Source organism: Burkholderia savannae (genome assembly GCF_001524445.2).
Classification (GTDB): Bacteria; Pseudomonadota; Gammaproteobacteria; order Burkholderiales; family Burkholderiaceae; genus Burkholderia; species Burkholderia savannae.
On record NZ_CP013418.1, the window covers coordinates 23827 to 44112 of the forward strand.

A 20286-nucleotide genomic window follows, 5' to 3' on the forward strand; every position below is an offset into this window, starting at 1 on the left:
GGGCCTCGTCATTGCGCGGTGGAGAGGGCGGCTGAGTCGACGGCGGGGCTGTCGACGGGGCTGTCGACGTGCGCGGCTATGCTGGCGTCGCTTTTGGCGTCGGCGTCGGCGTCGGCGTCGGCGTCGGCGTCGGCGTCGGCGTTGGCGTTGGTGTTGGTGTTGGCATCAGCATCGACATCGACATCGACATCAGCATCGGCGTAGCCCTCGCCCTCGAAATCCGCATCCGCTCCGCGCAGCCATTCCGGCATGTCGTCGCCGTCGGCCGCCGATTTCACGCCGAAGTCGCTGCGCAGCTGATTCAGCGCGAGCTGGATCTGCCCGAGCAAGCCGGCCATGAAGTCGTCGTGCGGCGTGCCGTGCGTTTGCGCGTGCCGCGCGAGCGTGTCGAACGCCGCGCGCAGCTGGCCGCGGACGACCGATTCGGCCTCGAACGCGATCGCGCTCGCCTCGCCGCGGATCTGCGCGGCCGTTTCGTCGGGCGTCGCGCGCTTCACGTGCGTCGCCTTGCTCGTCAGCTTCGCGGCGAGCTCGTCGAGCTTGCCGTTCTTGTCGGCGAGCAGGCGCGCCTGCGCGTCGGCGTTCTCGCGCGCTTCGCGCAGCGCGGCGCGCAGCTCGCGGGTCGTCATCCGGTCGATGTCGTCCTGCGCGAGGCCCGCAACCGTGCCGCCGTCGGCGAGCACGTCGAGCTCGTCGTCGTCGAGCACCATCAGCTCGTACAGCTTGGTCTTGCCCAGAACGCTCAGCGCTGAGCGCTTCGCGCCGCCGTGCTCCGCGCCGAGAAACTTCACCGATGCCTGCATCATCCGCCGCGCCACCTGCGGCGCGAGCCCGAGCTGCTCTTCGACGATGCGCGTGAAATCGCCATGCGGTTCGTTCTCCTTCAGAAGGATCAGGCGCTTGCCCGCTTCGAGCATCGCCTCGGCGCTCTGCGCCATGTAGAAGCGCGCTTCGTTGACGACGCGGGCGCGCTCGTACGGCAGCCCGTCGCCGAACTGCTCGGCGACGGCGGCCGAATGCGCGGCGAGCGCGTTCGACGCCGCGGCCATTGCGGGAAGGGCGGGGGTATCGGCATCCGTCACGACGACGGGCTGCGGCGCGACGGCGGAAGGTTTGCGTGCCATTGTCATGGACTCCTTAGCGTGGGGCGGCCAGGCGGCTGGCCAGTTCATCGAGGCGATGTCGCGCGGCGTTCAAGCTCTGCGCGATCGCGACCGCGTGTTGCGCGAACCGCACCGAAGGCCGGATGCGGCCAGTCTCCGGAATGCGTTCGGCGAAGCCGGTTTCTTCGAGCGTCGCGACGTAGCGCGTGATGTTCGACGGCGACAGGCGCGTCGCCTTCGCGAGCTCGCCGGGCGTCAAGCCGTGCGCGAAGTGGCCGAGCAGGACGTTCAGGACTTCGAGCACTTTCTCGGCCGATTTGGTGGTGGTCGTCGTGCCGGCGCTCATCGGGCGGCTCCCGTCGGCGCTGCGGTCCATGCGGCGAACGACGCGCCGCCGTTCGCGCTTATCACACCGCGCGCCGCGCATCCAGTGGCCGCTTTCGGGCGATCGGCAATCGTTTGGCGCTTTTTATCGAAATCGAAAATGCGTTTGAAATCGCGCCGCGCCGCGTATTTAGCGCGGTGCGGCCGCGGGCGAAATGCGCCATTCGCGTCGAAAATCGGCGTAACGAAATCGATTCGTTTGACATCGATGCAACGCATTTGCAGCCAATGGAATCGAAAACGGTTAATCTTCAGGTGATGGAGTGTCATTGCGTTTCGGAATTTGGCGAGCAATCGGTTCGAGGCGCGGCGAATGTGCATGCGATGTGTATTGAATGAGACGGCCATCGCGGCATGCGCCGGCACGGTTCGGATCACGCAGCGCAACGCGCGACGCACGGCGGCGGCCGCGCGCATCGCGGCTTGAGTGCGGGCCGCCGCAGCGGCTTTTGGCGCTGAAGGGTTATGCGGCGGCGCGCCGGTGAATGGGCGCGAGCGCCGTCGCGGGATCGGCGCAGATCTCGCCCGCCTTGAGGCCGAGCTTCACCGCGATGTCGTGCGCCTGGCCGCGAATGCATTTCTTGCGGCCGCCGAGCACCTCGAAAACGAGATTGGGAGAAAATTGATTGGCGATCGCCCATTGGGTGATCGAAACGCCTTTCGATTGAAGCTCGGCGCGAGCTTCGGCGGCGGTGCGCAGTTTCATGGATGCTCCTCGCAAGGGGCCGTCGGCACGGGCAGGTGCCGACTCGATTGCCGTTCGTCGTGTGACGGTGTGAATGAATTATGGTGCAGAAATCTGCACCTTGCAAGGGGTTGATGTGCAGAAATCAGAGATCGGCGCTCGGCTGAAGGAAGAGCGCGAGCGCCTGGCGAAGAGCCAGACCGATTTCGCCGCATTGGGTGGTGTGTCGAAGCGCGCGCAGATCACCTACGAGAAGGGCGAGAGCACGCCGGACGCCGCGTATCTGAACCTCGTCGCGGCCGAGGGCGTGGACGCGCAGTACGTGATTACGGGCGTGCGCTCGAGCGCCGGGCTGACCCGTGACGAGATCGAGCTGATCGAGAAGTACCGGGCCGCGCCGCTCGCGGTGAAATCGGCCGCGATCGGCGCACTGACGGCGGGCGCGCTGCCGGAGGCGGGGCCGAAGTTCGCGATCGATTTCGGCAGCGCGACGATCGGGCAGAACAATACCGTCGCGGGCGGGAGTCACGCTTTCAACGTAACCACCACACCCACCAAACCACCACGCAAGAAAAAATGAACGAAGAATCAACAAGAAAAATCAGTTTCGGGGCCAACGTAGATCAGGTTCACATCGGCGATTCGGTGAGTCACGGAACGCCGATTACGAACAGCAACGTCGTGAACGTGCAGTTCGGCGAGCGCGAGGAGCGCGTCGAGTACGTCACGCAGCATCAGAAGCGGATGATCGCGCAGCTCGTCCAGCGCATCGTCGAGGTCACCGAGGAGGAGCCGCTCGAAGTGTGGCGCAAGGTGCTGGCGCGGGCCGGCGCGCGCAAGGCGCGGCTGATCCTGAAGGGCGCGTACATCGACGTCGAGGAGTATCTCGTCGAGTGGCTCGGGCGCGCGACGCAGACGCCCGCCAAGCAAGCGCCCGCCGCCGCGCCGCCGTCGGCGCAGGCCGTTGCGCAGCCGGTTGCGCCGGCCGCCGCGCAGTCGGTCACGCAGCATGCGGCGTCGCCCGCTGCTTGCGCCGCGGCTCCGGTCGCGTACGCCGCGCCCACCGCGTTCGCGGCTTCGGCCGCCGCGGCCGCTTCCGCCGCGTTCGCGCCGAGCCGGCCGCCCGATGCGTTTTCCTCCGTTCATCCCGCCGCTTGTCCGCACTGCGACGCGAACCGTCGCGACGCGGCGTCGGCGCGCTTCAACATGAAGGTTGCGGTCGGCGTGCTCGGCGCCGCTGCGCTCGCCATCGCGTTTTTCGGCTACAAGGCGAGCGACGCGGCGAGTGCGCTGCACGCGCTGCGCACGGAATCGACGGGCTGCATTTTCGAAGGCAAGTCGTATGCGGTCGGCAGCATCATCGACAATCCGTCCGCGCCGGATATCGAATGCGTTCGAACGCCCGCCGGCAGCTTGCCGGAGTGGCAGACGCTCCGGCCGAGCCGCGTCGCGCGGCGGTGATGGCGGTGGCGTCGGCGTCGGCGTCGGCGATGGCGATGGCGATGGCGATGGCGGCGGTAGCGGTGGCCATCGCGCGAAGCGAGTGCGGACCGAAATGCCGAACCGGCGCTGAGCGTCGCGTCGACGAGCGAACGATCGGGCCGAATCGGGGTGTTGGAGCGGAGCGTGGATTCGAGGCGGCGAATCGAAGTGCCTAATCGGCGTAATGAGCCGGAACATCGAACTGACCCATCGAAGTGAAGCGGTGAATCGAGGCGGTGAATCGAAGCGGTGAATCGAGACCGAGAATCGAGACCGCGAATCGAAGCATTAAATCGACGCATTAAATCGCAGCAACAACCGACGGCATCGAGCGAAGCATCGTCCCAAAGCGTCGCACCAAAGAATCGAACCGAAGCAGAAAACGAAAGAAATCAGCCGAACTGAACGAATTGAATCGGATCGCGGTCCCAACACGCATTTCCCGCGAATCGAATCGAGCGACGATTCGACAACGCTTTGCGACGCATTCGCCCGAACGCGCCGCGCGCTAAATAAAGCCGATTAAAAGACCTGTCCCGACATGCCGCCGATCATGGCGGCATGTTCATTTTCGGGAGAGGCCGATGCCCTTCACCAGACGCTTTCCTCGGCTCACGAGCTGGGTCGTCGCCGCGATCGCGCTGATCGCGGCGATCGCATCGATTTCCCCGCAGCAACTGCCCGTGTCGCTCTACAAGCTGAGCCTCGTGAGCCTCGCGGCCGTCGTCGCGTACTGGCTCGATCGCGGGCTCTTTCCGTATGCGCGCCCGGACAGCTATCTGCAGGCCGATTGGCGCCACGGCGCGAGCGGCGAATCGCTCGGCGCCGATTACAAGATCGTCGCCGGCTACGAGCGCGTGTTCGCCGCGGCGATGCTGCGCCGCGCGCTGATCGTCGTCGGCGTCGTGATCGGCGTCGCGCTGGGCCTGTGACGATGCGCGCGACGTTCCTGATCGCGGCGCTGCTGTGCGCGCCCGCCGCAACCTGCGCGCAGATTCCCGCGAATGCATACGCCTATCGCGCCGAGCTCACGCGCAACGCGCGCGCGGTGTGGGGGCTCGGCGCGCCCGTGTCGGCGTTCGCCGCGCAGATTCATCAGGAGAGCAGATGGCGTCCGGACGCGGTCAGCCCGGTCGGCGCGCAGGGGATGACGCAGTTCATGCCGTCCACGACGCAATGGCTCGCGGGCCTCTATCGCGCCGAGCTCGGCGACGCGCAGCCGTTCAACCCGTCGTGGTCGATCCGCGCGCTCGTGCGCTACGACCGCTACCTGTGGGACCGGATCGAAGCCGACGGCCGCTGCGAGCGCGCCGCGATGACGTTGTCCGCGTACAACGGCGGGCTCGGCTGGGTGTATCGCGATCAACGCGCGGCCGTCGCGGGCGGCGCGAATCGCGGCCGCTGGTTCGGCCACGTCGAGCGTTTCAACGCCGGCCGCGGCGCGGCTGCGTTTCGCGAGAACCGCGGCTACCCGCGCGCGATCCTGCACACGTTCGAGCCACGCTACATCGGCGCGGGCTTCGGGCCGGGAGCCTGCGCATGAGCCGGCCGATTTCGTTCGCGCGCGGCGGGCTCGGCGCGCTCGTCGTCGCGTCGGCCGCGAGCGCGCTCGTCGCCGGCGCGACGGGCTACGTCAACGGGCAGCGCGCCGGCGCGCGCGCGGCCGACGCGAAGCTCGCCGCCGTCGAGCGCCGGCATGCCGACGCGCTGCGCGATGCCGCCGAAAGCGCCCGCGCGCAGGAGCGCGAAGGCACGCTGCGCGCGAACCGCCTCGCCGCCGATCTCTTCACCGCAAACGCGCATCACGCGCTCGAAGCCGACGCATTGAAACGGAGAATCGCCCGTGTCACCCGCCAATACCGCCCGACGCCGGATGCGCGTCCTGAGGCTCTGCCTCGCTGCGTTTTTACCGACGGCTTTGTCGGCGTGTGGAACGCCGCAGCCGGCCGCGACGCCGCCCGTCTGCCCGAGGCCGATCCTGCCGCCGGAGCTGCTGCGCCGGCCGGCTCCGCCGACGACGCTGACTCCGGGGTACGCGCGGACGACGTCCTCGCCAACCACGTCGACAACGCGCGACGCAGCCGAAACATCGAAGCACAACTGAACACATTGATCGACTGGCTCGAGGGGAGCGGGCAGTGACGCTGCAAGTGGAATTCTGGCAATTGGCGTCGATGCTCGCGACGTTCGTCGGGCTGCTGGCCGCGGCGGGCAAGGCGTTGTTCGTGCAGATCGAGCGGCACCAGGCCGATCGCGATCAGAAGCAGGAGGAACAACTGCGAATGTTGCTCGAGCAGATCGGCCGTCAGACCGACAACGTCGCGCGTCTCGAGCGCGATTTCCTGAAGTTTCAGGCGGATCTGCCGTTGCAATACGTGCGGCGCGAGGATTACGTGCGCAATCAGACCGTCATCGAAGCGAAGCTCGACGCGGTCGCCTTGAAGATCGAGAACCTGCAATTGCGGGGGATGTCATGACGCATTGCGCGCCGCTCGGCATCGATCATGCGAAGGTGCGCCGCGAGACGCTGCGCTGGCACCTGATTCTCGCGCTGTACAACGCGCGGCCGGAAGAGGTTGCCGAGGACGTCGTGCAGGCGACGATGCGCTCGATCTACCCGGACGTCACGCCGATCGAAGTCCGCAAGGAGCTCGACTACCTCGCCGATCGCGTGCTCGTGCGGCTGCGCAAGGAGCCGTCCGGGCGCTGGTGGAGCGATCTGACGCGCTATGGCGTCGACGTCGCCGAATACACGATCGATTGCGAGCCGGGGATCGCCCGGCCGGTCAAGTATTGGAATCAGTGACGGGCGGTGGGCGGTGGGCGGTGAGGCGGTGGCGGATTCGTGTCGGGTGCTTCGTGAATTGTGCTTCGTGCCTAGTGATTCGTGATCAGTACTCCGTGCTTTGCGAGTCGCGGCATGTGCTCCGTGTTTTGGTATCGGGATATTTGCCGTCGCGCACTGAGGAGCGAACTTCGGCGGCGCGCGCGCCGAACGCCGAACGTCGAACGCCGAACGTCGAACGTCGAGCGCCGAACGTCGAACGTCGAACGTCGAACGTCGAACGTCGAACGTCGAACGTCGAACGTCGAACGTCGAACGTCGAACGTCGAACGTCGAACGTCGAGCGCCGAACGCCGAACGCCGAACGCCGAACACCGAACACCGAACACCGAACGCCGAACGCCGAACGCCGAACGCCGAACGCCGAACGCCGAGCGTCGAACGCCGAGCGTCGAACGCCGAGCGTCGAACATCGAATGCCGAACGCCGAACGCCGAACGCCGAACGCCGAACGCCGAACGCCGAACGCCGAACGCCGAACGCCGAACGCCGAACACCGAACACCGAACACCGAACACCGAACACCGAACACTCAACAACGAACGTCACGCGCCAGATGACGGAAAACGAACAACGAGCGCAGAATGTTCCTCGCGAAGCCGTCTCGCTAGGCATCGTGCGTCGATCGACTAATGACGAGCGCAGGCAATCAACCACCGACCACCGACGGTCGACCACCGACCACCGACCACCGACCGTCGATCGACGACCGCGCGCCGATGCTTGCGCGCGGGCCAAACGACATCTACATTGACCGCAGTCCGCCGCGCGTCATCAACCCAAAATCCCTGCAGGAGCCTTCCCGGAGCGCTCGGACGCGCAATGTCCTTCATGGCACCGCCGCATCGTCCCGTAAAGGTTTATAAAGGCCTCGACGCGTTGCCGGTGAGCCGTCCACATCCCGCGCGCGAGGATCGTCATCGAAGCGCCGAGGCCGTCGCAATCGGCGCGCAATCATAAAGCCGATTAAAAGACCCCCAGCGCTCGCCGCCCGATGATGGGCGGCATGAACGCTACTGCACCTCACCACTTCAATCGCGACACGCAGGCCGGCAGCGCCGGCTGCGCAGGCGCGCATGCGATGCGCGGCGCGCCCGTCAGCATGCGGGCGCATGGGCAAGCGCCGATGCGAGCGCGCATGCAAGTGTTGACGCAAGCGCACACGCAAGCTCGAACGCTGTTGCATACGCAAGTGCAAGCACAAGCACAAGCACAACAACAACCACAACCACGAGCACGAGCACGAGCACGAGCACGAGCACGAGCACGAGCACGAGCACGAGCACAAACGCATAAGCGTACGCATACGAAAGTGGAAGTACACGTGCATACGCATGCGCAAGTGCATACGCATACGCAAGTGCAAGTGCAAGTGCAAGTGCAAGTGCAAGTGCAAACGCAAACGCAAACGCACCCACAGGCCCCCACCGCCTCGCAACCGCACACACGCGCGTTACACCAGAAAACCCAAAACACCCACGCCGCGACGGCGTCCCCCGCGATCGCGCGATGCGCGTCGCGGCGCGCTGTCGCCGCGTGCGGCGCCACCCGCCGGGAGCGCATCTGATGGCGACCACGCAAGAGAAGATCGACGCGCTCGTCGCGCGGCTGAGCCGGGCGCTGCCGGAGCTCGCCGTCGAGCATTTCCCCGCGCCGCCGGATGCGTACGCGCTGACGCATCCCGTCGGCGCGCTGCTCGCCGGCTACGCGGGCAGCGAGTACGACACGCGCGTCGACGCCGTGGCGATCGTGCAGCCGCGCCGCGCGAAGTTCGCCGTGACTGTCGTGTCCCGGCAGCTCGCCGGCCGCGGCGGCGCGCTCGACGCGCTCGACGGCGTGCGCCGCGCGCTCGTCGGCTTCGCGCTGCCCGACGGCGAGAAGCTCGCGGCGGCCGCCGAACGGTTCGCCGGCCGCACCGACAGCGAGTGGCGCTATGCGATCGAGTTCGCCGCCGATGCGGTGATCGTCGAGGAGGCCGAGCCGGTCGACGGCCCGTTGTTGACCGAAGTTACCTACGAGGAGAAACCATGAAGTACCTGTACAGCGGCCCGATCAGCGGCGTCTCGCTGCAAGACGGCACGGAAATCCGTGAAGCGATGCTGCATCCGGGCGCGCCGGTCGAGCTGCCCGAGCAGCACGAATACACGAAGACGCTGCTCGCGCTGGGCCATCTGCGCCCGGTCGCGGCGCACGACGAGCCCGCGCGCGAACGCGTCGCGGACGACCAACCGCAAGCCGCGTCGAACGGTGCGGCATCGAAGGGAGCATAAAACGATGGCGGCAAATTATCTGCATGGCGTCGAAACCATCGAGACCGAAAACGGCTCGCGGCCGGTGAAGGTCGTCAAATCCGCCGTGATCGGCCTGATCGGCACCGCGCCGACGGGCCCCGTGAACAAGCCGATCCAGTCGCTGTCCGACCGCGACGGCGCGCAGTTCGGCCCGCAGCTCGCGGGCTTCACGATCCCGCAGGCGCTCGACGCCGTCTACGACTACGGCGCGGGCACGGTGATCGTGATCAACGTGCTCGATCCGAAGCTCCACAAGAGCGTGATCGACGCCGAGGGCGTGACGTTCGACGCGGCGACCGGCCGCGCGACGCTCGCCCACCCGGCCGCGTCGAACCTCGTTCTGAAGAGCGAGAACGGCAACACGACGTACGCAGCCGGCGTCGATTTCTCGCTCGACCCGGTGACGGGCGTGATCACGCGACTGAAGACGGGCGCGATCCCGGCGGGCGCGGCGACCGCGAAGGCCGCCTACGAGTACGCCGATCCGACCAAGGTGACGGCGGCCGACATCATCGGCGCGGTCAACGCGGCGGGCATCCGCACCGGCATGAAGGCGCTGAAGGACACGTACAACCTGTTCGGCTATTTCGCGAAGATCCTGATCGCGCCCGGCTACTGCACGCAGAACTCGGTCGCGGCGGAGCTCGAGGCGACGGCGGGCCAGCTCGGCGCGATCGCGTATGTCGACGCGCCCGTCGGCACGACGTTCGCGCAGGCGCTGGCGGGCCGCGGCCCGGCCGGCTCGATCAACTTCAACACGTCGAGCGAGCGCGTGCGCCTCTGCTACCCGCACGTGAAGGTCTACGATCCGGCGGCCAACGCCGAGCGCCTCGAGCCGCTGTCGTCGCGCGCGGCGGCGCTGCGCGCGCGCGTCGATCTCGACAAGGGCTACTGGTGGTCGAGCTCGAACCAGCAGCTCGTCGGCGTGACGGGCGTGGAGCGCCCGCTGTCGGCGATGATCGACGATCCGCAGTCCGAAGTGAATCTGCTGAACGAGCAGGGGATCACGACCGTGTTCAACTCGTACGGCTCGGGCCTGCGCCTGTGGGGCAACCGCACCGCCGCGTGGCCGACCGTCACGCACATGCGCAACTTCGAGAACGTGCGCCGCACGGGCGACGTGATCAACGAGTCGCTGCGCTATTTCAGCCAGCAGTACATCGACATGCCGATCGACCAGGCGCTCATCGATTCGCTCGTCGAATCGGTGAACGGCTTCGGCCGCAAGCTGATCGGCGACGGCGCGCTGCTCGGCTTCAAGGCGTGGTTCGATCCGGCGCGCAACCCGAAGGAGGAACTGTCGGCGGGCCATCTTCTGATCAACTACAAGTACACGGTGCCGCCCCCGCTCGAGCGCCTCACGTACGAAACCGAGATCACCTCGGAATATCTGCTCACGCTGAAGGGAGGCAACTGACATGGCAGGCGGCATCAAGATCAATCGCATCACGAACGCGAACGTCTACGTGAACGGCAACTCGATGCTCGGCAAGGCCGAGGAAATCAAGCTGCCGGATATCCAGGCGATCATGGCCGAGCACAAGGCGCTCGGCATGATCGGCAAGGTCGAGCTGCCGGGCGGGCTCGACAAGCTCGAAGGCGAGATCAAGTGGAACTCGCTTTACGCCGACGTCGCGCGCGCGATGGCGAACCCGTTCCGGGCCGTGCAGCTTCAGTGCCGCTCGAACATCGAGACGTACGGCGCGCAGGGCCGCGTGCAGGAAGTGAGCCTCGTCACGTACCTGACCGTGATGTTCAAGAAGAATCCGCTCGGCACGTTCAAGCAGCACGAGAACGCGGATTTCAGCTCGTCGTTCGGCGCGACCTACGTGAAGCAGGTGATCGACGGGCAGGAAGTGCTCGAGCTCGACTATCTCGCGAACATCTTCCGCGTCGACGGCGTTGACATGCTGTCGGACTTCCGCACGAATATCGGCGGTTGAGTGCGGCGGGCGGCTCGCGGCGCGTGCGATGCGCGCCGCGGGCTGCGCAGCGTGCGACGGGCGATGTACGATGCGCGAAACGTTGAAGCGTTGAAGCGTTGAAGCGTTGAAACGTTGAAACGTTGAAACGTCGAAACGTCAAAGCGTCGACACGCCGACACGCCGACACGCCGACACGCTGACACGCTGACGCATCACCGCATCACCGCATCAACACCCCGACACGCGGCGCAATCCGCAATTCGCGGCTCGCGATCTGCGGCCCGCAGCGCGCGGCTCACGGCGCGCGAATCACGATCGACGATTCACGTCCCACGATTCACGTCCCGGCCTTTCCGGTTCGACCCGCTTCGGCGGGTCTTTTTTTTAGCCGTCTTCAAAAGCCCTCGCCGGGGCCGCGCCCGACAATGTGCTCTCGATCCCAACGGAGCACACGATGATCATCACCCTCAAGCACCCCCTGAAGCTCGCGACCGGCGAAACCGTGTCGACGCTCACGCTGCGTCGCGGCAAGCGCAAGGACATGGCCGCCGCCGCCAAATACAGCAGCGACGCCGGCGAACAGGAGGATTTTCTGTTCGCACGCCTGACGGGTCTCACCGTCGAGGATATCGGCGAGCTCGATCTCGCCGATGCGAAGCAGCTCGCCGACTCCTTTCGCGACATGGTCGAGGAGCGCGATGCCGCAATCGATGCGAGCGCCGCGGCAAGCGAAGCCGGGCGCGCCGGCCGAATCGACGGACGCGATGCTGAGGCCGCTCGATGAGGTGCTGCTGCTGGTGCTGAAGATGCAGCCGTCCGAGATCGCGGAACTCGATCTTGACGACTACTGGCACTGGATCGACGCCGCCGAGCGGGAGATCAAGCGGCGCAACGATGCGATGGGCGCGTCGTAGCGAACGGCGAGACCGCGCAGCGCTGAGCGCTATGCACTGCATCGCACGGCGCCGCGCGGCGGGCGGCGGGCATCGAGCGACGAGCATTGACCGGCAGGAATCGAACGGCAAGCATCGAACGGTAACCATCGAGTGGCAGGCATCGAGCGGCAAGCATCGAGCGGCAAGCATCGAACGGTAACCATCGAGCGGCAAGCATCGAACGGCAAGCATCGAACGGCAACCATCGAACGGCGGGCGGCGATCTCCGCGCGCGTCGCAACGGGCAGGACAGACATGGCAAGCGACATTTACATCGGAATCAGAAACGGCGCGGCGGCGTCCGGCGGCGTCGGCGCTGCGCTATCGAGCGCGAAGGCGACGCTGGAAGACCTCGGGCGCGTCGCGGACGCGCTGCGTGGAAAACACGATCGCCTCGGCGGGGCGATGGCGCGCGCGATCGCGCATCCGCTGCGCGACGTCGGCGAGCTGCGCGCGCAGTACGAGCAGCTCGGCCGCGCGATCGACCGGGCGCAGGCGCGCCATGCGGCGCTCGACGCGCGAATCGCGCGCGGCGCGGCGCTCGGCGACCAGCGCGGCCAATACCTGGCGAAGCTCGGCGAGTTGTCCGCAATCACGAAGACCATCGCCGCGCCGATCGTCGGCGCACTCACGCGCGCAGCGGATTTCCAGGCGGCGCTGCGCGGCGTGGCGATCGACGGCGGCCTGTCGCGCGCCGACGAGCGGAAGCTCGGCGACGCGATCCGCGACGCGGCGCGCGCGACCGGCGCGAAGCACGGCGCGCTGATCGAAGGCGCGGGCGTGCTGATCGGCGGCGGCATGAGCGCGGCCGAAGCCGGCCGTCAGTCGCGTCTGCTCGGCCAGGTCGCGATCGCGTCGGGCGCGGACGTCAAGGACGTCGCCGGCATGTCGTACGCGCTGTCGGAGACGCTCGGCATCAAGGGCGACGCCGCGCTGAAGGACGCGTTCAGCCGCGCCGCATACGGCGGCGGGCTCGGCCACATGAAGCTCGCCGACGTCGTGAAGGCGATGCCGGATCTCGCGTCGTCGTTCGCCGCGCAGGGCGTGACCGGGCAGCAGGCGCTGTCGCAGATCGTCGCGAGCCTCGCGATGGGCCGCGAGGGCGCGGCGTCCGGCGAGGACGCCGCGGCGAACATGCAGGCGTGGCTCAAGCAGATGACCTCGCCATCGACCGCGAAGGCGTACGAGAAGGCCGGCGTCGATTACAGGAAATCGATGGCGAACATCGTCGGCGCCGGTTATTCGGAGTACGAGGCGTCGCTCGAGATCGCGCGCAAGTTCATCGCGTCGCGCGGCGAAGGTTTCGCCAGCGAATGGAAGCGCGCCGGCGCGCGCGGCGACGTCGGCGCGCAGCGCAAGCTGATCGAGCGCTTCGGGATGAGCGAGCTGTTTCAGGACACGCGCGCGGTCGATCACCTGCTCGCGATGCGCGAGAACTGGGGCAAGTACCAGGCGAACAAGCAGGCGATGGGCAACGAGCAGGCGGCGGGCGCGCTCGACGAAGACTACGCGCGCCGAATCCAGACGGCGAGCGCCGCATGGGGCAATCTGCAGACGCAGATCGACGGCCTTGGCGAGACGGTCGGCCGCACGCTGCTGCCGCCGCTGACCGACGTGATGAACCTGCTGTCGCCGATGGTCGCTCAGGTCGGCGTGTTCGCGGCCGCGCATCCGAATGCGATTCGCGGCGTCGTCGGTCTCGCGGCCGCGTCGATCGCGATGCGCGGCGCGACGCTCGGCGCGGGCCTCGCGATGAACGTGCTCGTGAAGACGCCGCTCAACGCGCTCGGCACCGCGCTGTCGACGCTCGCGGCGAAGTGGACGCTGCTGCGCTCGCTGCTGCGCGGCGGCGCGCGGTTGTCGACGCTGTTCCAGCTCGGCGGCATGAACGCGGGCGCGGCGGACAAGCTCGCCGCGGGCCTCAACCGCGCGCGCGCGATCGCGCTCGGCGCGGGCCGCTCGATGCTCGCGGCGGGCGGCCGCGTGCTCGGTTTCGCGCGCAGTCTCGGCGCGATCGCGCTCGGCTCGCTGACCACGCTCGCGCGCGCCGGCGCGACGGCCGGCCGTGTGCTCGGGAGCGGCCTCGCGCGCGGGCTGATGACGGCGGGCCGCGCGCTGCTGTGGGTCGGCCGCGCCATGGTGACGACGCCGATCGGCCTCGTGCTGACGGGCATCGCGGTCGCGGGCTATCTGATCTACCGCAACTGGAACCGCATCGGCCCGGTCCTCACGAGGTTTGTCGCCATCGCGCGCGACAGGCTCACGACGCTGTGGGACGGCCTCAAGGCGCTGCCCGAGCGATTCATGTCGATCGGCCGCGCCATCGTCGAAGGCTTGCTGAACGGCTTGAACGAGCGGTTCGGCGCGGCGAAGGCGGCGGTGGTCGGCTTTGCCGGGTCGATGAAATCGTGGTTCGCGAGCGTGCTCGGCATTCATTCGCCGTCGCGCGTCTTCATGGGCTACGGCGAGAACATCGCGCAAGGCGCGGCGCTCGGCGTCCGGGGCGCGGCCGAGCTGCCCGCGCGCGCGGCCGCGAGCATGGCGACGCAGACGGCCGCCGCCGCCTCGCTGAAGCGCATCGACGCCGCGCGCGCCGGCCTGCCGCTCGCCGGCGCACACGCGGCGGGCATGGCAGGCGCGGGCGCGGCGAACGGCGTGTCGATTCACTTCGCGCCGAACATCACGGTGCAGGGCGGCTCGGGCGCGAGCGTTGGCGAGCAGGTTGGCCGCGCGCTGAACCTGTCGCTGCGCGAGCTCGAAAAAATGATGGAACGCGTCGTCGCGCAACGCGCGCGGCGCGCTTACGGAGGTTGATATGGTCGCCGTGCTCGGTGACATCCCATTCGATTTGGTCGGCTACTTCGACGGCTTCGACGCGACGTTCGGCGCCGACTACGCGGAGCATGCGCTGATCGACGGCAAGCCGCGTCTGCAACGGATCGCGGACCGGCTCGACGAGATCCGCATCGCACTGTCGTTTCACTATCGCTTCTGCGATCCCGAAGCCGAGCTCGCGAAGCTGCGCAACGCGCAGCGCGCGGGCCAGGCGATGGCGCTCGTGTTCGGCAACGGCGACTACAAGGGCTGGTTCGTGCTGACCGAAGTCCAGGCGACGCACAAGCAGAGCGAGCCTTCCGGCGCGGTGCTCGCGCTCGACGCGTCGATCACGCTGAAGGAATACGTCGGCGAGAAGCTGACCGCGCTCGCGCCGCCCGCGGTGCAGCCGAAGGTGCCGCCCGCCGCCGCGCAGGCGGTGCCGCAGACGGCCGCCGACGTCAAATCGGCGATCAACACCGTGCGCGGCGCGGTGCGGCAGGTCGTGTCGTACGCGTCGCAGGCGCAGGCCGCGCTGCGCACCGCTTCGGACGCGGTGAGCGTCGTGCGCGAGTTCAGGCACGATCCGATCGCGGCGCTCGGCCGCGCGCCCGGCGTGCTGCTCGACATCAAGCGCGCGGCCGAGCCGCTCGAGAAGCTCTCGCCGGCCGTCGCGGCCGTGACCGCGCACATTCCGGACGCCGCGAACATCCTGCGCGCGAGCCACGACGCCGCGGTTGCGGTGCAGGCCGCGTACAAGCCGCTCGCGAACGCGACGCTCGACACGATCGGCGACGCCGTGGACACCGCCGCGCGCGAGCTGTCGAACGCCGTCGACGCGATCGCCTCGGCCGCGCCGAGCGTGAGCAAGCTCGCGGCGGCCGTCGCCACACGGAGGATCTGATGTTTCTGACCCATGTCACGACCGAAGGCGAGCGCTGGGATCAGCTCGCCCATCGCTACTACGGCGATCCGTTCGCGTACGAGCGGATCATCGCGGCGAACCCCGACGTGCCGATCACGCCGCTACTGCCGAGCGGCCTCGCGCTGTCGATTCCGGTGATCGCGCGCGCCGAACTGTCCGAGGACCTGCCGCCATGGAAACGCTGAACCCGCTTGCGGCGCTGCTGCCGCCGGGCGTCGCCGACGTGCCGCGCCCGACCTTCGTGCTGACCTACGAGCAGAAGAACATCACGACCGACGTCGCGCCGTACGTGACGTCGGTCGCGTACACGGATTTCCTGTCGGGCCAGTCGGACGAGATCGAAGTCGTGCTCGAGGACGCCGACGGCCGCTGGCGCGACGCGTGGTATCCGGGCAAGGGCGACGCGCTCGCGCTGCGGATCGGCTACGTCGGCGCGCCGCTCTTGCCGTGCGGGCGTTTCGAGATCGACGAGCTGTCGTTCGACGATCCGCCGTCGACGGTGACGATCCGCGCGCTCGCGACAGGCGTCGCCGCGCCGCTGCGCACGGACCGCTCGAAGCCGTACGAGCGCACCACGCTCGCCGCGATCGCCGCGCGCGTCGCGAAGCGCAACCGGCTCACGCTGACGGGCAAGATCCGCGAGATCCGGATCGACCGCATCACGCAGTACGAGGAGCCCGACGTCGCGTTCCTCGCGCGGCTCGCGCGTGAGTACGGCTACGCGTTCAAGATCGTCGGCCGCACGCTCGTATTCACCGAGCTCGCGGACCTGCGCGACGCCGACGCGGCGCTGCGCTTCACGCGCGGCGATCTGAAATCGATTCGCCTCACCGACAAGATCAAGGACGTCTACGCGGCCGCGAAGGGCGGCTATCACAATCCGGCGACGAAGAAGCTCATCGTGTACGGCGTGAAGGACGGCAAGATCGACGTGGCCGGCGCGGCCGCCCAATCCGGCGCGGCCGGCGAATCCGGCACGCCGGCGTCGTCCGGCCGCGACACGAGCGCCGACACGCTGCGCGTGACCGCGCGCGCGGGCTCGAAGGCGACGCTCGAGGCGCGCACGCAGGCCGCGCTCGACCGCGCGAACCTGCAGCGGACGACGGGCACGTTCGAGCTCGACGGCAACACGCGGCTTGTCGCCGGCAACGCGATCGAGCTGACGGGCTACGGGCGGCTGTCGGGCAAATATCTGATCGAGACGGCGCGCCACCGGATCGATCGCGGCGGCGGCTACACGACCGAGATCGAGGTGAAGCGCGCGTCGCGCGACGCGCGGCCCGACGGCGGCGCGCAGGCAGGCACGCAGCCCGCTCGGAAGCCATCCGCGAAGCCGCTGATCGCCTACGGCGCGGCCGATCCGTCATCCAACCAGACGAAGGACAAGCAATGAACGACACGCTCGACGCATTCGGCGCGACCGTGCGCTTCGGCACGGTGAGCGCGTCGAAGCCCGGCTTCGCGCGCGTGCGGCTCGCGGACCTCGGCAACCTGCGCACGATGTGGCTGCCGATCGCGTATCCGAAGACGCAGAACGACCAGTGCTGCTGGACCTACGACGAAGGCGAGCAGGTTGCGGTGCTGATGGACGGCCGCGGCGAGGACGGCGTGATCCTCGGCGCGGTCTACTCGGCCGCCGACAAGCCGCCCGTTAGCGATCCGAACAAATTCGTCGCGCGCTTCAAGGACGGCGCGACGCTCGAATACGATCGCGCGACGCACGTGCTCGCGTGCCGCGGAATGGCGCAGGTCGTCGTCGACGCGGGCGCCGAGATCGTGCTGCGCGCGGGCGCGAAGGTGACGGTCATCGCGCCCGAGACGGAGTTTTCCGCGAACGTGACGGTCAAGGGCAAGCTGACCTACGAAGGCGGGATGACCGGCTCGGGCGGCGGCGGCGCGAGCATCGCGGGCAACGTGAAGGTCGACGGCGACATCGACGCGACGGGCGCGATCATGGATGCGGGCGGCAACTCGAATCACCACTCGCATTGAGTTTTAAGACACTTTAATATCCTCCGAGCCGGGCGCGCGGCACCATGAGCGCATGACCCGGCTAACCGACATCCTCTCCGTGCACCGGCAGCCCGCCCTCGGGCGCAACGATTTCGTCGTTCGCGTTGCCGGCATCGACCAGGCCCATCGCGCGATGCTTCGCATCCCGAAGCGCCGCGATTCACACAGGCCCGAGCGCGGGCCGGTTCCGACTCATTCTCTTCTCGACGTGCCGATCGACCGGGCGGAGCCGCGCTTCGCACGCGCCGCGCGCACGTTCCGGTCCGCATCCATCGGCATCTGAATTTGCATTCGCATCCGCAATCGCGCGCGCATCGGTGGCGATGCACGGCGAACGCGTGTGCGCAGCTTTCCGCGCGGCGCCGTGAAATCCGGCGGCGCCGCGCTTGACGACGGGTAGTACAACCTCAGGAGCAGCCTATGTCCAAGCTAGTCGAAACTTCCAAGTGGGAAGAAGAGATCTACCAGATCGAGATGTCCGATCCTGTCGAAGGCGGGCCGAACGGCATCTCGAACCGTCAGGCCAAGCAGCTCGGCAATCGCACGCTTTACCTGAAGCAGCAGGTCGAGCAGTCGCAATCCGGCTTGAGCGGGCACGCCGCCGCCGCCGATCCGCATCCGCAGTACGCGACGAAGGTCGATCTCGCGGACCGGATCGCGGCGCTCGTCGGCCAGTCTCCCGCAACGCTCGACACGTTGAACGAGCTCGCGAACGCGCTCGGAAATGATCCGAATTTCGCGACGACGATGACGAACGCATTGTCTCGGAAGGCTCCGCTTGATTCCCCGACGTTCACCGGCGCGCCGAAAGGGCCAACGCCGGCTCCGTTCGACAGCAGCACGAAAATGGCGACGACCGAGTTCGTGCAGCGCGCGCTCGGGAATGTCAATTTCGCGTCGTACACCTCGTCGCAGAAGCTCACGGCGTCGCAAGCGGGAAGCTGCGTCAATTTCTGGGGGGGCACCGCGTCGACGTTCACCTTGCCATCCACGTCGGCCATGCCGCTCGGCGGCACGTTCTTGTTCAACAACAGCAGCACCGCCCCCTTGACGATCACTCGCGACGGGACCGACACGATCCTCTTGAACGGGGGGAATCCGAGCGTGACATTGGCATCGGGCGACAGCTTGCTGCTCGTAGCGGTTCCGCCGACTCAGTGGATTGCAGCTGGCGGCAGCGCGCAACTGCCGTTTGCATCGGCAATGGCTGGTCCGAACTGGACGACACCTCCCCAGTTCGACAACTCCGCCAAGCTCGCGACGACGGCGTTCGTGCAACGCGCGCTCGGAAGTTATTCCGGGAGTGCTGTCATCAACGCAGCAACCACATTGACCAGCGGCAACGTCGGCAACATCATCGAGCTCAACGGGACTTCGTCGTTCACGACGAACCTCCCGGCCGGCGCTAGCATCGCGGCGGGCGGAAAGGTGGCATTCGTCAACCAATCCGGTGTCGATCAGACTGTCGCGACGCAGGGCAACGATTTCATCTGGTCGTACGCGACTGGCAAGTCGTCGTCGATCATGCTGCATTCGGGCGACACGCTGGAATTGTTCTCTCGCGGAGGGGAATGGGACATTTGCGGCGGCACTGTCGCACTGAGATACGTCTACGGAGCTGCTACACAGACTGTTCCCCAATTCGACAGCAGCCCAAACATCGCGACGACGGCGTTCGTGCAGCGCGCGCTCGGCAATTTTCAGGCGATCATGGTGCTCGACGCCGCGGCCACGCTGACGCCGGCGCAAGCGGGGTCGGCGATCTCGTTGAACGACGGCGCGAGCGTCGTGCTGCCGCTTTACTCGGCGGTGAAAAGAGGCGCGACGTTTCTGTTCATGAACTCCGGCTCGATGCCCAAGACGATTTCGCGGCAGGGCGGCGACATATTCTTCGGACCGTCGGGCGGCTCGCTGTCGTCGACAGTGACGAGCTTCACGCTGCTGCCGGGCGACTGGGCGCTGATCTCGGCGGTTTATCAGTGGGAGATGATGGCCGGCTCGCCGCTGATGACGATCAACAACGGCGCATTCGAGTTCAGCCACGGGCCGACCGGCTACGAGCGTTCGCCCACCGGCAAGATCGAGCAATGGGGGCAGGGCGTGACGGATGCGAACGGGGATATCAACGTCGTCTTTCCGAAGCGCTTTCCCAACGCTTGTTTCAACGTGGCAGCGAATCACGTGGGCCTTGGCGCCGCGATGGTGATCGTCATCCACGGAAGCATGACGCAGGACGGCGTGAAATTGAGGGCTTTCAACGAGACGGGCGGAACGTATCCCGGCTGGCTCGTCTATTGGCACGCAACGGGGAAATGACGATGACGCGAATCTTGGCCGGATACGACACATTGGGATTCATTCGAACCTTCTGCGACGAACGATCGAAGCCGGACGGCCTGACGTTCGTCGAGATCACGCCGGAGCAGCACGCGATGCTGCTCGCGGGCGCGGCGGCGGGCAAGACGATGGCGGTGACGGCGGACGGCCATCCGCTCCTCGTCGACCCCGAGAAGCCCACGCGCAAGCAGCTCGCCGACGCGAAGCGCGCGGCGCGCGATGCGGCGCTCGCCGCGACCGACTGGCTCACGTCGCGCCACCGGGACGAACAGGCGCTCGGCGACGGCACGACGCTGACGCCCGACGACTACGCGCAGCTGCTGCGATACCGGCAGGCGCTGCGCAACCTCGGTGAAGCGTCGCGCTGGCCGAACGTCGATCTGCCGACGCCGCCGGCATGCGTCGCGACAGCGGCGTAGCGAACGGGAACACGGACGGGGCAGCCGGCTGCATCGCGGCGGCCCCGTGCGTTCCGTCACGACGAAGCGTCGCGCAGCCATGGCGCCGGACGACGACGTGTTGCACCCGCCCTGCGCGTCTCGCGCTT

General features: G+C 67.5%; 25 protein-coding genes and 1 pseudogene. 22 read left to right on the top strand and 4 right to left on the bottom strand.

Features of this window, described 5'->3' with window-relative positions; translation table 11 throughout:
• Positions 1-8 precede the first annotated feature (8 nt).
• The 4 genes from WS78_RS20825 to WS78_RS20840 are packed head-to-tail and all read right to left on the bottom strand — an operon-like array spanning position 9 to position 2193.
• Positions 9-1124, bottom strand: a complete 1116-nt coding sequence (locus tag WS78_RS20825; protein ID WP_226377275.1) for a DUF3102 domain-containing protein — start codon at positions 1122-1124, stop codon at positions 9-11.
• 13 nt (positions 1125-1137) lie between these two features.
• A complete protein-coding gene (locus WS78_RS20830) occupies positions 1138-1449 on the bottom strand; it encodes a helix-turn-helix domain-containing protein (protein ID WP_038743842.1) in 312 nt (103 codons plus the stop codon).
• Positions 1446-1904, bottom strand: a complete 459-nt coding sequence (locus tag WS78_RS36100; protein WP_156432513.1) for a hypothetical protein — start codon at positions 1902-1904, stop codon at positions 1446-1448. Before WS78_RS36100 ends, WS78_RS20830 begins: the two co-directional genes overlap by 4 nt.
• A 46-nt stretch (positions 1905-1950) precedes the next feature.
• Positions 1951-2193 (bottom strand): DNA-binding protein, encoded by a 243-nt coding sequence (locus tag WS78_RS20840; RefSeq protein ID WP_038743404.1) that lies wholly within the window; start codon positions 2191-2193, stop codon positions 1951-1953.
• A 115-nt stretch (positions 2194-2308) separates the two neighbouring features.
• Here WS78_RS20840 and WS78_RS20845 point away from each other — a divergent pair, with 115 nt between their 5' ends.
• From WS78_RS20845 to WS78_RS20960, 22 genes and pseudogenes are all read left to right on the top strand, one after another.
• The gene (locus tag WS78_RS20845; protein ID WP_038743406.1) at positions 2309-2752 is read left to right on the top strand and encodes a helix-turn-helix domain-containing protein; all 444 of its coding nucleotides are present in this window, start codon (positions 2309-2311) and stop codon (positions 2750-2752) included.
• Positions 2753-2817: 65 nt separating this feature from the next.
• On the top strand, positions 2818-3633 hold the full coding sequence (locus tag WS78_RS20850; RefSeq protein WP_059576401.1) for a hypothetical protein: 816 nt from the start codon (positions 2818-2820) through the stop codon (positions 3631-3633).
• Positions 3634-4238: 605 nt separating this feature from the next.
• Positions 4239-4586 carry a putative holin gene (locus WS78_RS20860; RefSeq protein WP_059576395.1) on the top strand — a complete coding sequence of 116 codons (348 nt, stop codon included), beginning with the start codon at positions 4239-4241 and terminating at the stop codon, positions 4584-4586.
• A gap of 2 nt (positions 4587-4588) precedes the next feature.
• A complete protein-coding gene (locus WS78_RS20865; RefSeq protein ID WP_059576497.1) occupies positions 4589-5197 on the top strand; it encodes a transglycosylase SLT domain-containing protein in 609 nt (202 codons plus the stop codon).
• Positions 5194-5796, top strand: coding sequence for a hypothetical protein (locus WS78_RS20870; RefSeq protein WP_059576392.1), 603 nt, complete (start codon positions 5194-5196; stop codon positions 5794-5796). The genes WS78_RS20865 and WS78_RS20870 overlap by 4 nt, the downstream gene beginning before the upstream one ends.
• Positions 5793-6131: a hypothetical protein gene (locus WS78_RS20875; RefSeq protein ID WP_038743412.1), complete on the top strand. Its 339-nt coding sequence runs from the start codon at positions 5793-5795 to the stop codon at positions 6129-6131. Before WS78_RS20870 ends, WS78_RS20875 begins: the two co-directional genes overlap by 4 nt.
• Complete coding sequence (locus WS78_RS20880; RefSeq protein ID WP_059576390.1) at positions 6128-6460, top strand: hypothetical protein; 333 nt, start codon at positions 6128-6130, stop codon at positions 6458-6460. The genes WS78_RS20875 and WS78_RS20880 overlap by 4 nt, the downstream gene beginning before the upstream one ends.
• Positions 6461-6603: 143 nt before the next feature.
• A complete protein-coding gene (locus WS78_RS37705) occupies positions 6604-7059 on the top strand; it encodes a hypothetical protein (RefSeq protein WP_197419419.1) in 456 nt (151 codons plus the stop codon).
• A gap of 1006 nt (positions 7060-8065) precedes the next feature.
• Positions 8066-8530 (top strand): Gp37 family protein, encoded by a 465-nt coding sequence (locus tag WS78_RS20900; RefSeq protein ID WP_038743848.1) that lies wholly within the window; start codon positions 8066-8068, stop codon positions 8528-8530.
• Complete coding sequence (locus WS78_RS20905) at positions 8527-8769, top strand: hypothetical protein (protein ID WP_038743417.1); 243 nt, start codon at positions 8527-8529, stop codon at positions 8767-8769. Before WS78_RS20900 ends, WS78_RS20905 begins: the two co-directional genes overlap by 4 nt.
• 4 nt (positions 8770-8773) lie before the next feature.
• A complete protein-coding gene (locus WS78_RS20910; RefSeq protein WP_038743419.1) occupies positions 8774-10207 on the top strand; it encodes a phage tail sheath subtilisin-like domain-containing protein in 1434 nt (477 codons plus the stop codon).
• A gap of 1 nt (position 10208) precedes the next feature.
• Complete coding sequence (locus WS78_RS20915; protein WP_059576387.1) at positions 10209-10733, top strand: phage major tail tube protein; 525 nt, start codon at positions 10209-10211, stop codon at positions 10731-10733.
• A 436-nt stretch (positions 10734-11169) separates the two neighbouring features.
• On the top strand, positions 11170-11499 hold the full coding sequence (locus tag WS78_RS20920) for a phage tail assembly protein (RefSeq protein WP_038743850.1): 330 nt from the start codon (positions 11170-11172) through the stop codon (positions 11497-11499).
• Positions 11480-11629 (top strand): hypothetical protein, encoded by a 150-nt coding sequence (locus WS78_RS37180; RefSeq protein WP_162836167.1) that lies wholly within the window; start codon positions 11480-11482, stop codon positions 11627-11629. The genes WS78_RS20920 and WS78_RS37180 overlap by 20 nt, the downstream gene beginning before the upstream one ends.
• 276 nt (positions 11630-11905) lie before the next feature.
• Complete coding sequence (locus WS78_RS20925) at positions 11906-14464, top strand: phage tail tape measure protein (RefSeq protein ID WP_059576494.1); 2559 nt, start codon at positions 11906-11908, stop codon at positions 14462-14464.
• Between the two features lies 1 nt (position 14465).
• Positions 14466-15368: a phage tail protein gene (locus WS78_RS20930; protein WP_059576384.1), complete on the top strand. Its 903-nt coding sequence runs from the start codon at positions 14466-14468 to the stop codon at positions 15366-15368.
• Positions 15368-15574: a tail protein X gene (locus WS78_RS20935; RefSeq protein ID WP_038743426.1), complete on the top strand. Its 207-nt coding sequence runs from the start codon at positions 15368-15370 to the stop codon at positions 15572-15574. Before WS78_RS20930 ends, WS78_RS20935 begins: the two co-directional genes overlap by 1 nt.
• Positions 15562-16782, top strand: coding sequence for a phage late control D family protein (locus WS78_RS20940; protein ID WP_059576380.1), 1221 nt, complete (start codon positions 15562-15564; stop codon positions 16780-16782). Before WS78_RS20935 ends, WS78_RS20940 begins: the two co-directional genes overlap by 13 nt.
• A complete protein-coding gene (locus WS78_RS20945) occupies positions 16779-17381 on the top strand; it encodes a phage baseplate assembly protein V (protein WP_038743429.1) in 603 nt (200 codons plus the stop codon). Before WS78_RS20940 ends, WS78_RS20945 begins: the two co-directional genes overlap by 4 nt.
• Positions 17382-17822: 441 nt before the next feature.
• Positions 17823-18800: pseudogene (locus WS78_RS38530) on the top strand (gp53-like domain-containing protein); the annotation flags it as partial.
• A gap of 609 nt (positions 18801-19409) precedes the next feature.
• Positions 19410-19718 carry a gp53-like domain-containing protein gene (locus WS78_RS38535; protein ID WP_442854583.1) on the top strand — a complete coding sequence of 103 codons (309 nt, stop codon included), beginning with the start codon at positions 19410-19412 and terminating at the stop codon, positions 19716-19718.
• Positions 19719-19720: 2 nt separating this feature from the next.
• Positions 19721-20158 carry a phage tail assembly chaperone gene (locus WS78_RS20960; protein ID WP_226377276.1) on the top strand — a complete coding sequence of 146 codons (438 nt, stop codon included), beginning with the start codon at positions 19721-19723 and terminating at the stop codon, positions 20156-20158.
• Positions 20159-20286 lie beyond the last annotated feature (128 nt).

What these genes read in the sequence shown, in the direction of transcription:
- WS78_RS20825 (WP_226377275.1), bottom strand. Translation starts at nt 1,124, where the DNA reads ATGGCACGCAAACCTTCCGCCGTCGCGCCGCAGCCCGTCGTCGTGACG.
- WS78_RS20830 (WP_038743842.1), bottom strand. Translation starts at nt 1,449, where the DNA reads ATGAGCGCCGGCACGACGACCACCACCAAATCGGCCGAGAAAGTGCTC.
- WS78_RS36100 (WP_156432513.1), bottom strand. Translation starts at nt 1,904, where the DNA reads ATGCGCGCGGCCGCCGCCGTGCGTCGCGCGTTGCGCTGCGTGATCCGA.
- WS78_RS20840 (WP_038743404.1), bottom strand. Translation starts at nt 2,193, where the DNA reads ATGAAACTGCGCACCGCCGCCGAAGCTCGCGCCGAGCTTCAATCGAAA.
- WS78_RS20860 (WP_059576395.1), top strand. Translation starts at nt 4,239, where the DNA reads ATGCCCTTCACCAGACGCTTTCCTCGGCTCACGAGCTGGGTCGTCGCC.
- WS78_RS20865 (WP_059576497.1), top strand. Translation starts at nt 4,589, where the DNA reads ATGCGCGCGACGTTCCTGATCGCGGCGCTGCTGTGCGCGCCCGCCGCA.
- WS78_RS20870 (WP_059576392.1), top strand. Translation starts at nt 5,194, where the DNA reads ATGAGCCGGCCGATTTCGTTCGCGCGCGGCGGGCTCGGCGCGCTCGTC.
- WS78_RS20880 (WP_059576390.1), top strand. Translation starts at nt 6,128, where the DNA reads ATGACGCATTGCGCGCCGCTCGGCATCGATCATGCGAAGGTGCGCCGC.
- WS78_RS20900 (WP_038743848.1), top strand. Translation starts at nt 8,066, where the DNA reads ATGGCGACCACGCAAGAGAAGATCGACGCGCTCGTCGCGCGGCTGAGC.
- WS78_RS20905 (WP_038743417.1), top strand. Translation starts at nt 8,527, where the DNA reads ATGAAGTACCTGTACAGCGGCCCGATCAGCGGCGTCTCGCTGCAAGAC.
- WS78_RS20910 (WP_038743419.1), top strand. Translation starts at nt 8,774, where the DNA reads ATGGCGGCAAATTATCTGCATGGCGTCGAAACCATCGAGACCGAAAAC.
- WS78_RS20915 (WP_059576387.1), top strand. Translation starts at nt 10,209, where the DNA reads ATGGCAGGCGGCATCAAGATCAATCGCATCACGAACGCGAACGTCTAC.
- WS78_RS20920 (WP_038743850.1), top strand. Translation starts at nt 11,170, where the DNA reads ATGATCATCACCCTCAAGCACCCCCTGAAGCTCGCGACCGGCGAAACC.
- WS78_RS37180 (WP_162836167.1), top strand. Translation starts at nt 11,480, where the DNA reads ATGCTGAGGCCGCTCGATGAGGTGCTGCTGCTGGTGCTGAAGATGCAG.
- WS78_RS20925 (WP_059576494.1), top strand. Translation starts at nt 11,906, where the DNA reads ATGGCAAGCGACATTTACATCGGAATCAGAAACGGCGCGGCGGCGTCC.
- WS78_RS20930 (WP_059576384.1), top strand. Translation starts at nt 14,466, where the DNA reads ATGGTCGCCGTGCTCGGTGACATCCCATTCGATTTGGTCGGCTACTTC.
- WS78_RS20935 (WP_038743426.1), top strand. Translation starts at nt 15,368, where the DNA reads ATGTTTCTGACCCATGTCACGACCGAAGGCGAGCGCTGGGATCAGCTC.
- WS78_RS20940 (WP_059576380.1), top strand. Translation starts at nt 15,562, where the DNA reads ATGGAAACGCTGAACCCGCTTGCGGCGCTGCTGCCGCCGGGCGTCGCC.
- WS78_RS20945 (WP_038743429.1), top strand. Translation starts at nt 16,779, where the DNA reads ATGAACGACACGCTCGACGCATTCGGCGCGACCGTGCGCTTCGGCACG.
- WS78_RS38535 (WP_442854583.1), top strand. Translation starts at nt 19,410, where the DNA reads ATGACGATCAACAACGGCGCATTCGAGTTCAGCCACGGGCCGACCGGC.
- WS78_RS20960 (WP_226377276.1), top strand. Translation starts at nt 19,721, where the DNA reads ATGACGCGAATCTTGGCCGGATACGACACATTGGGATTCATTCGAACC.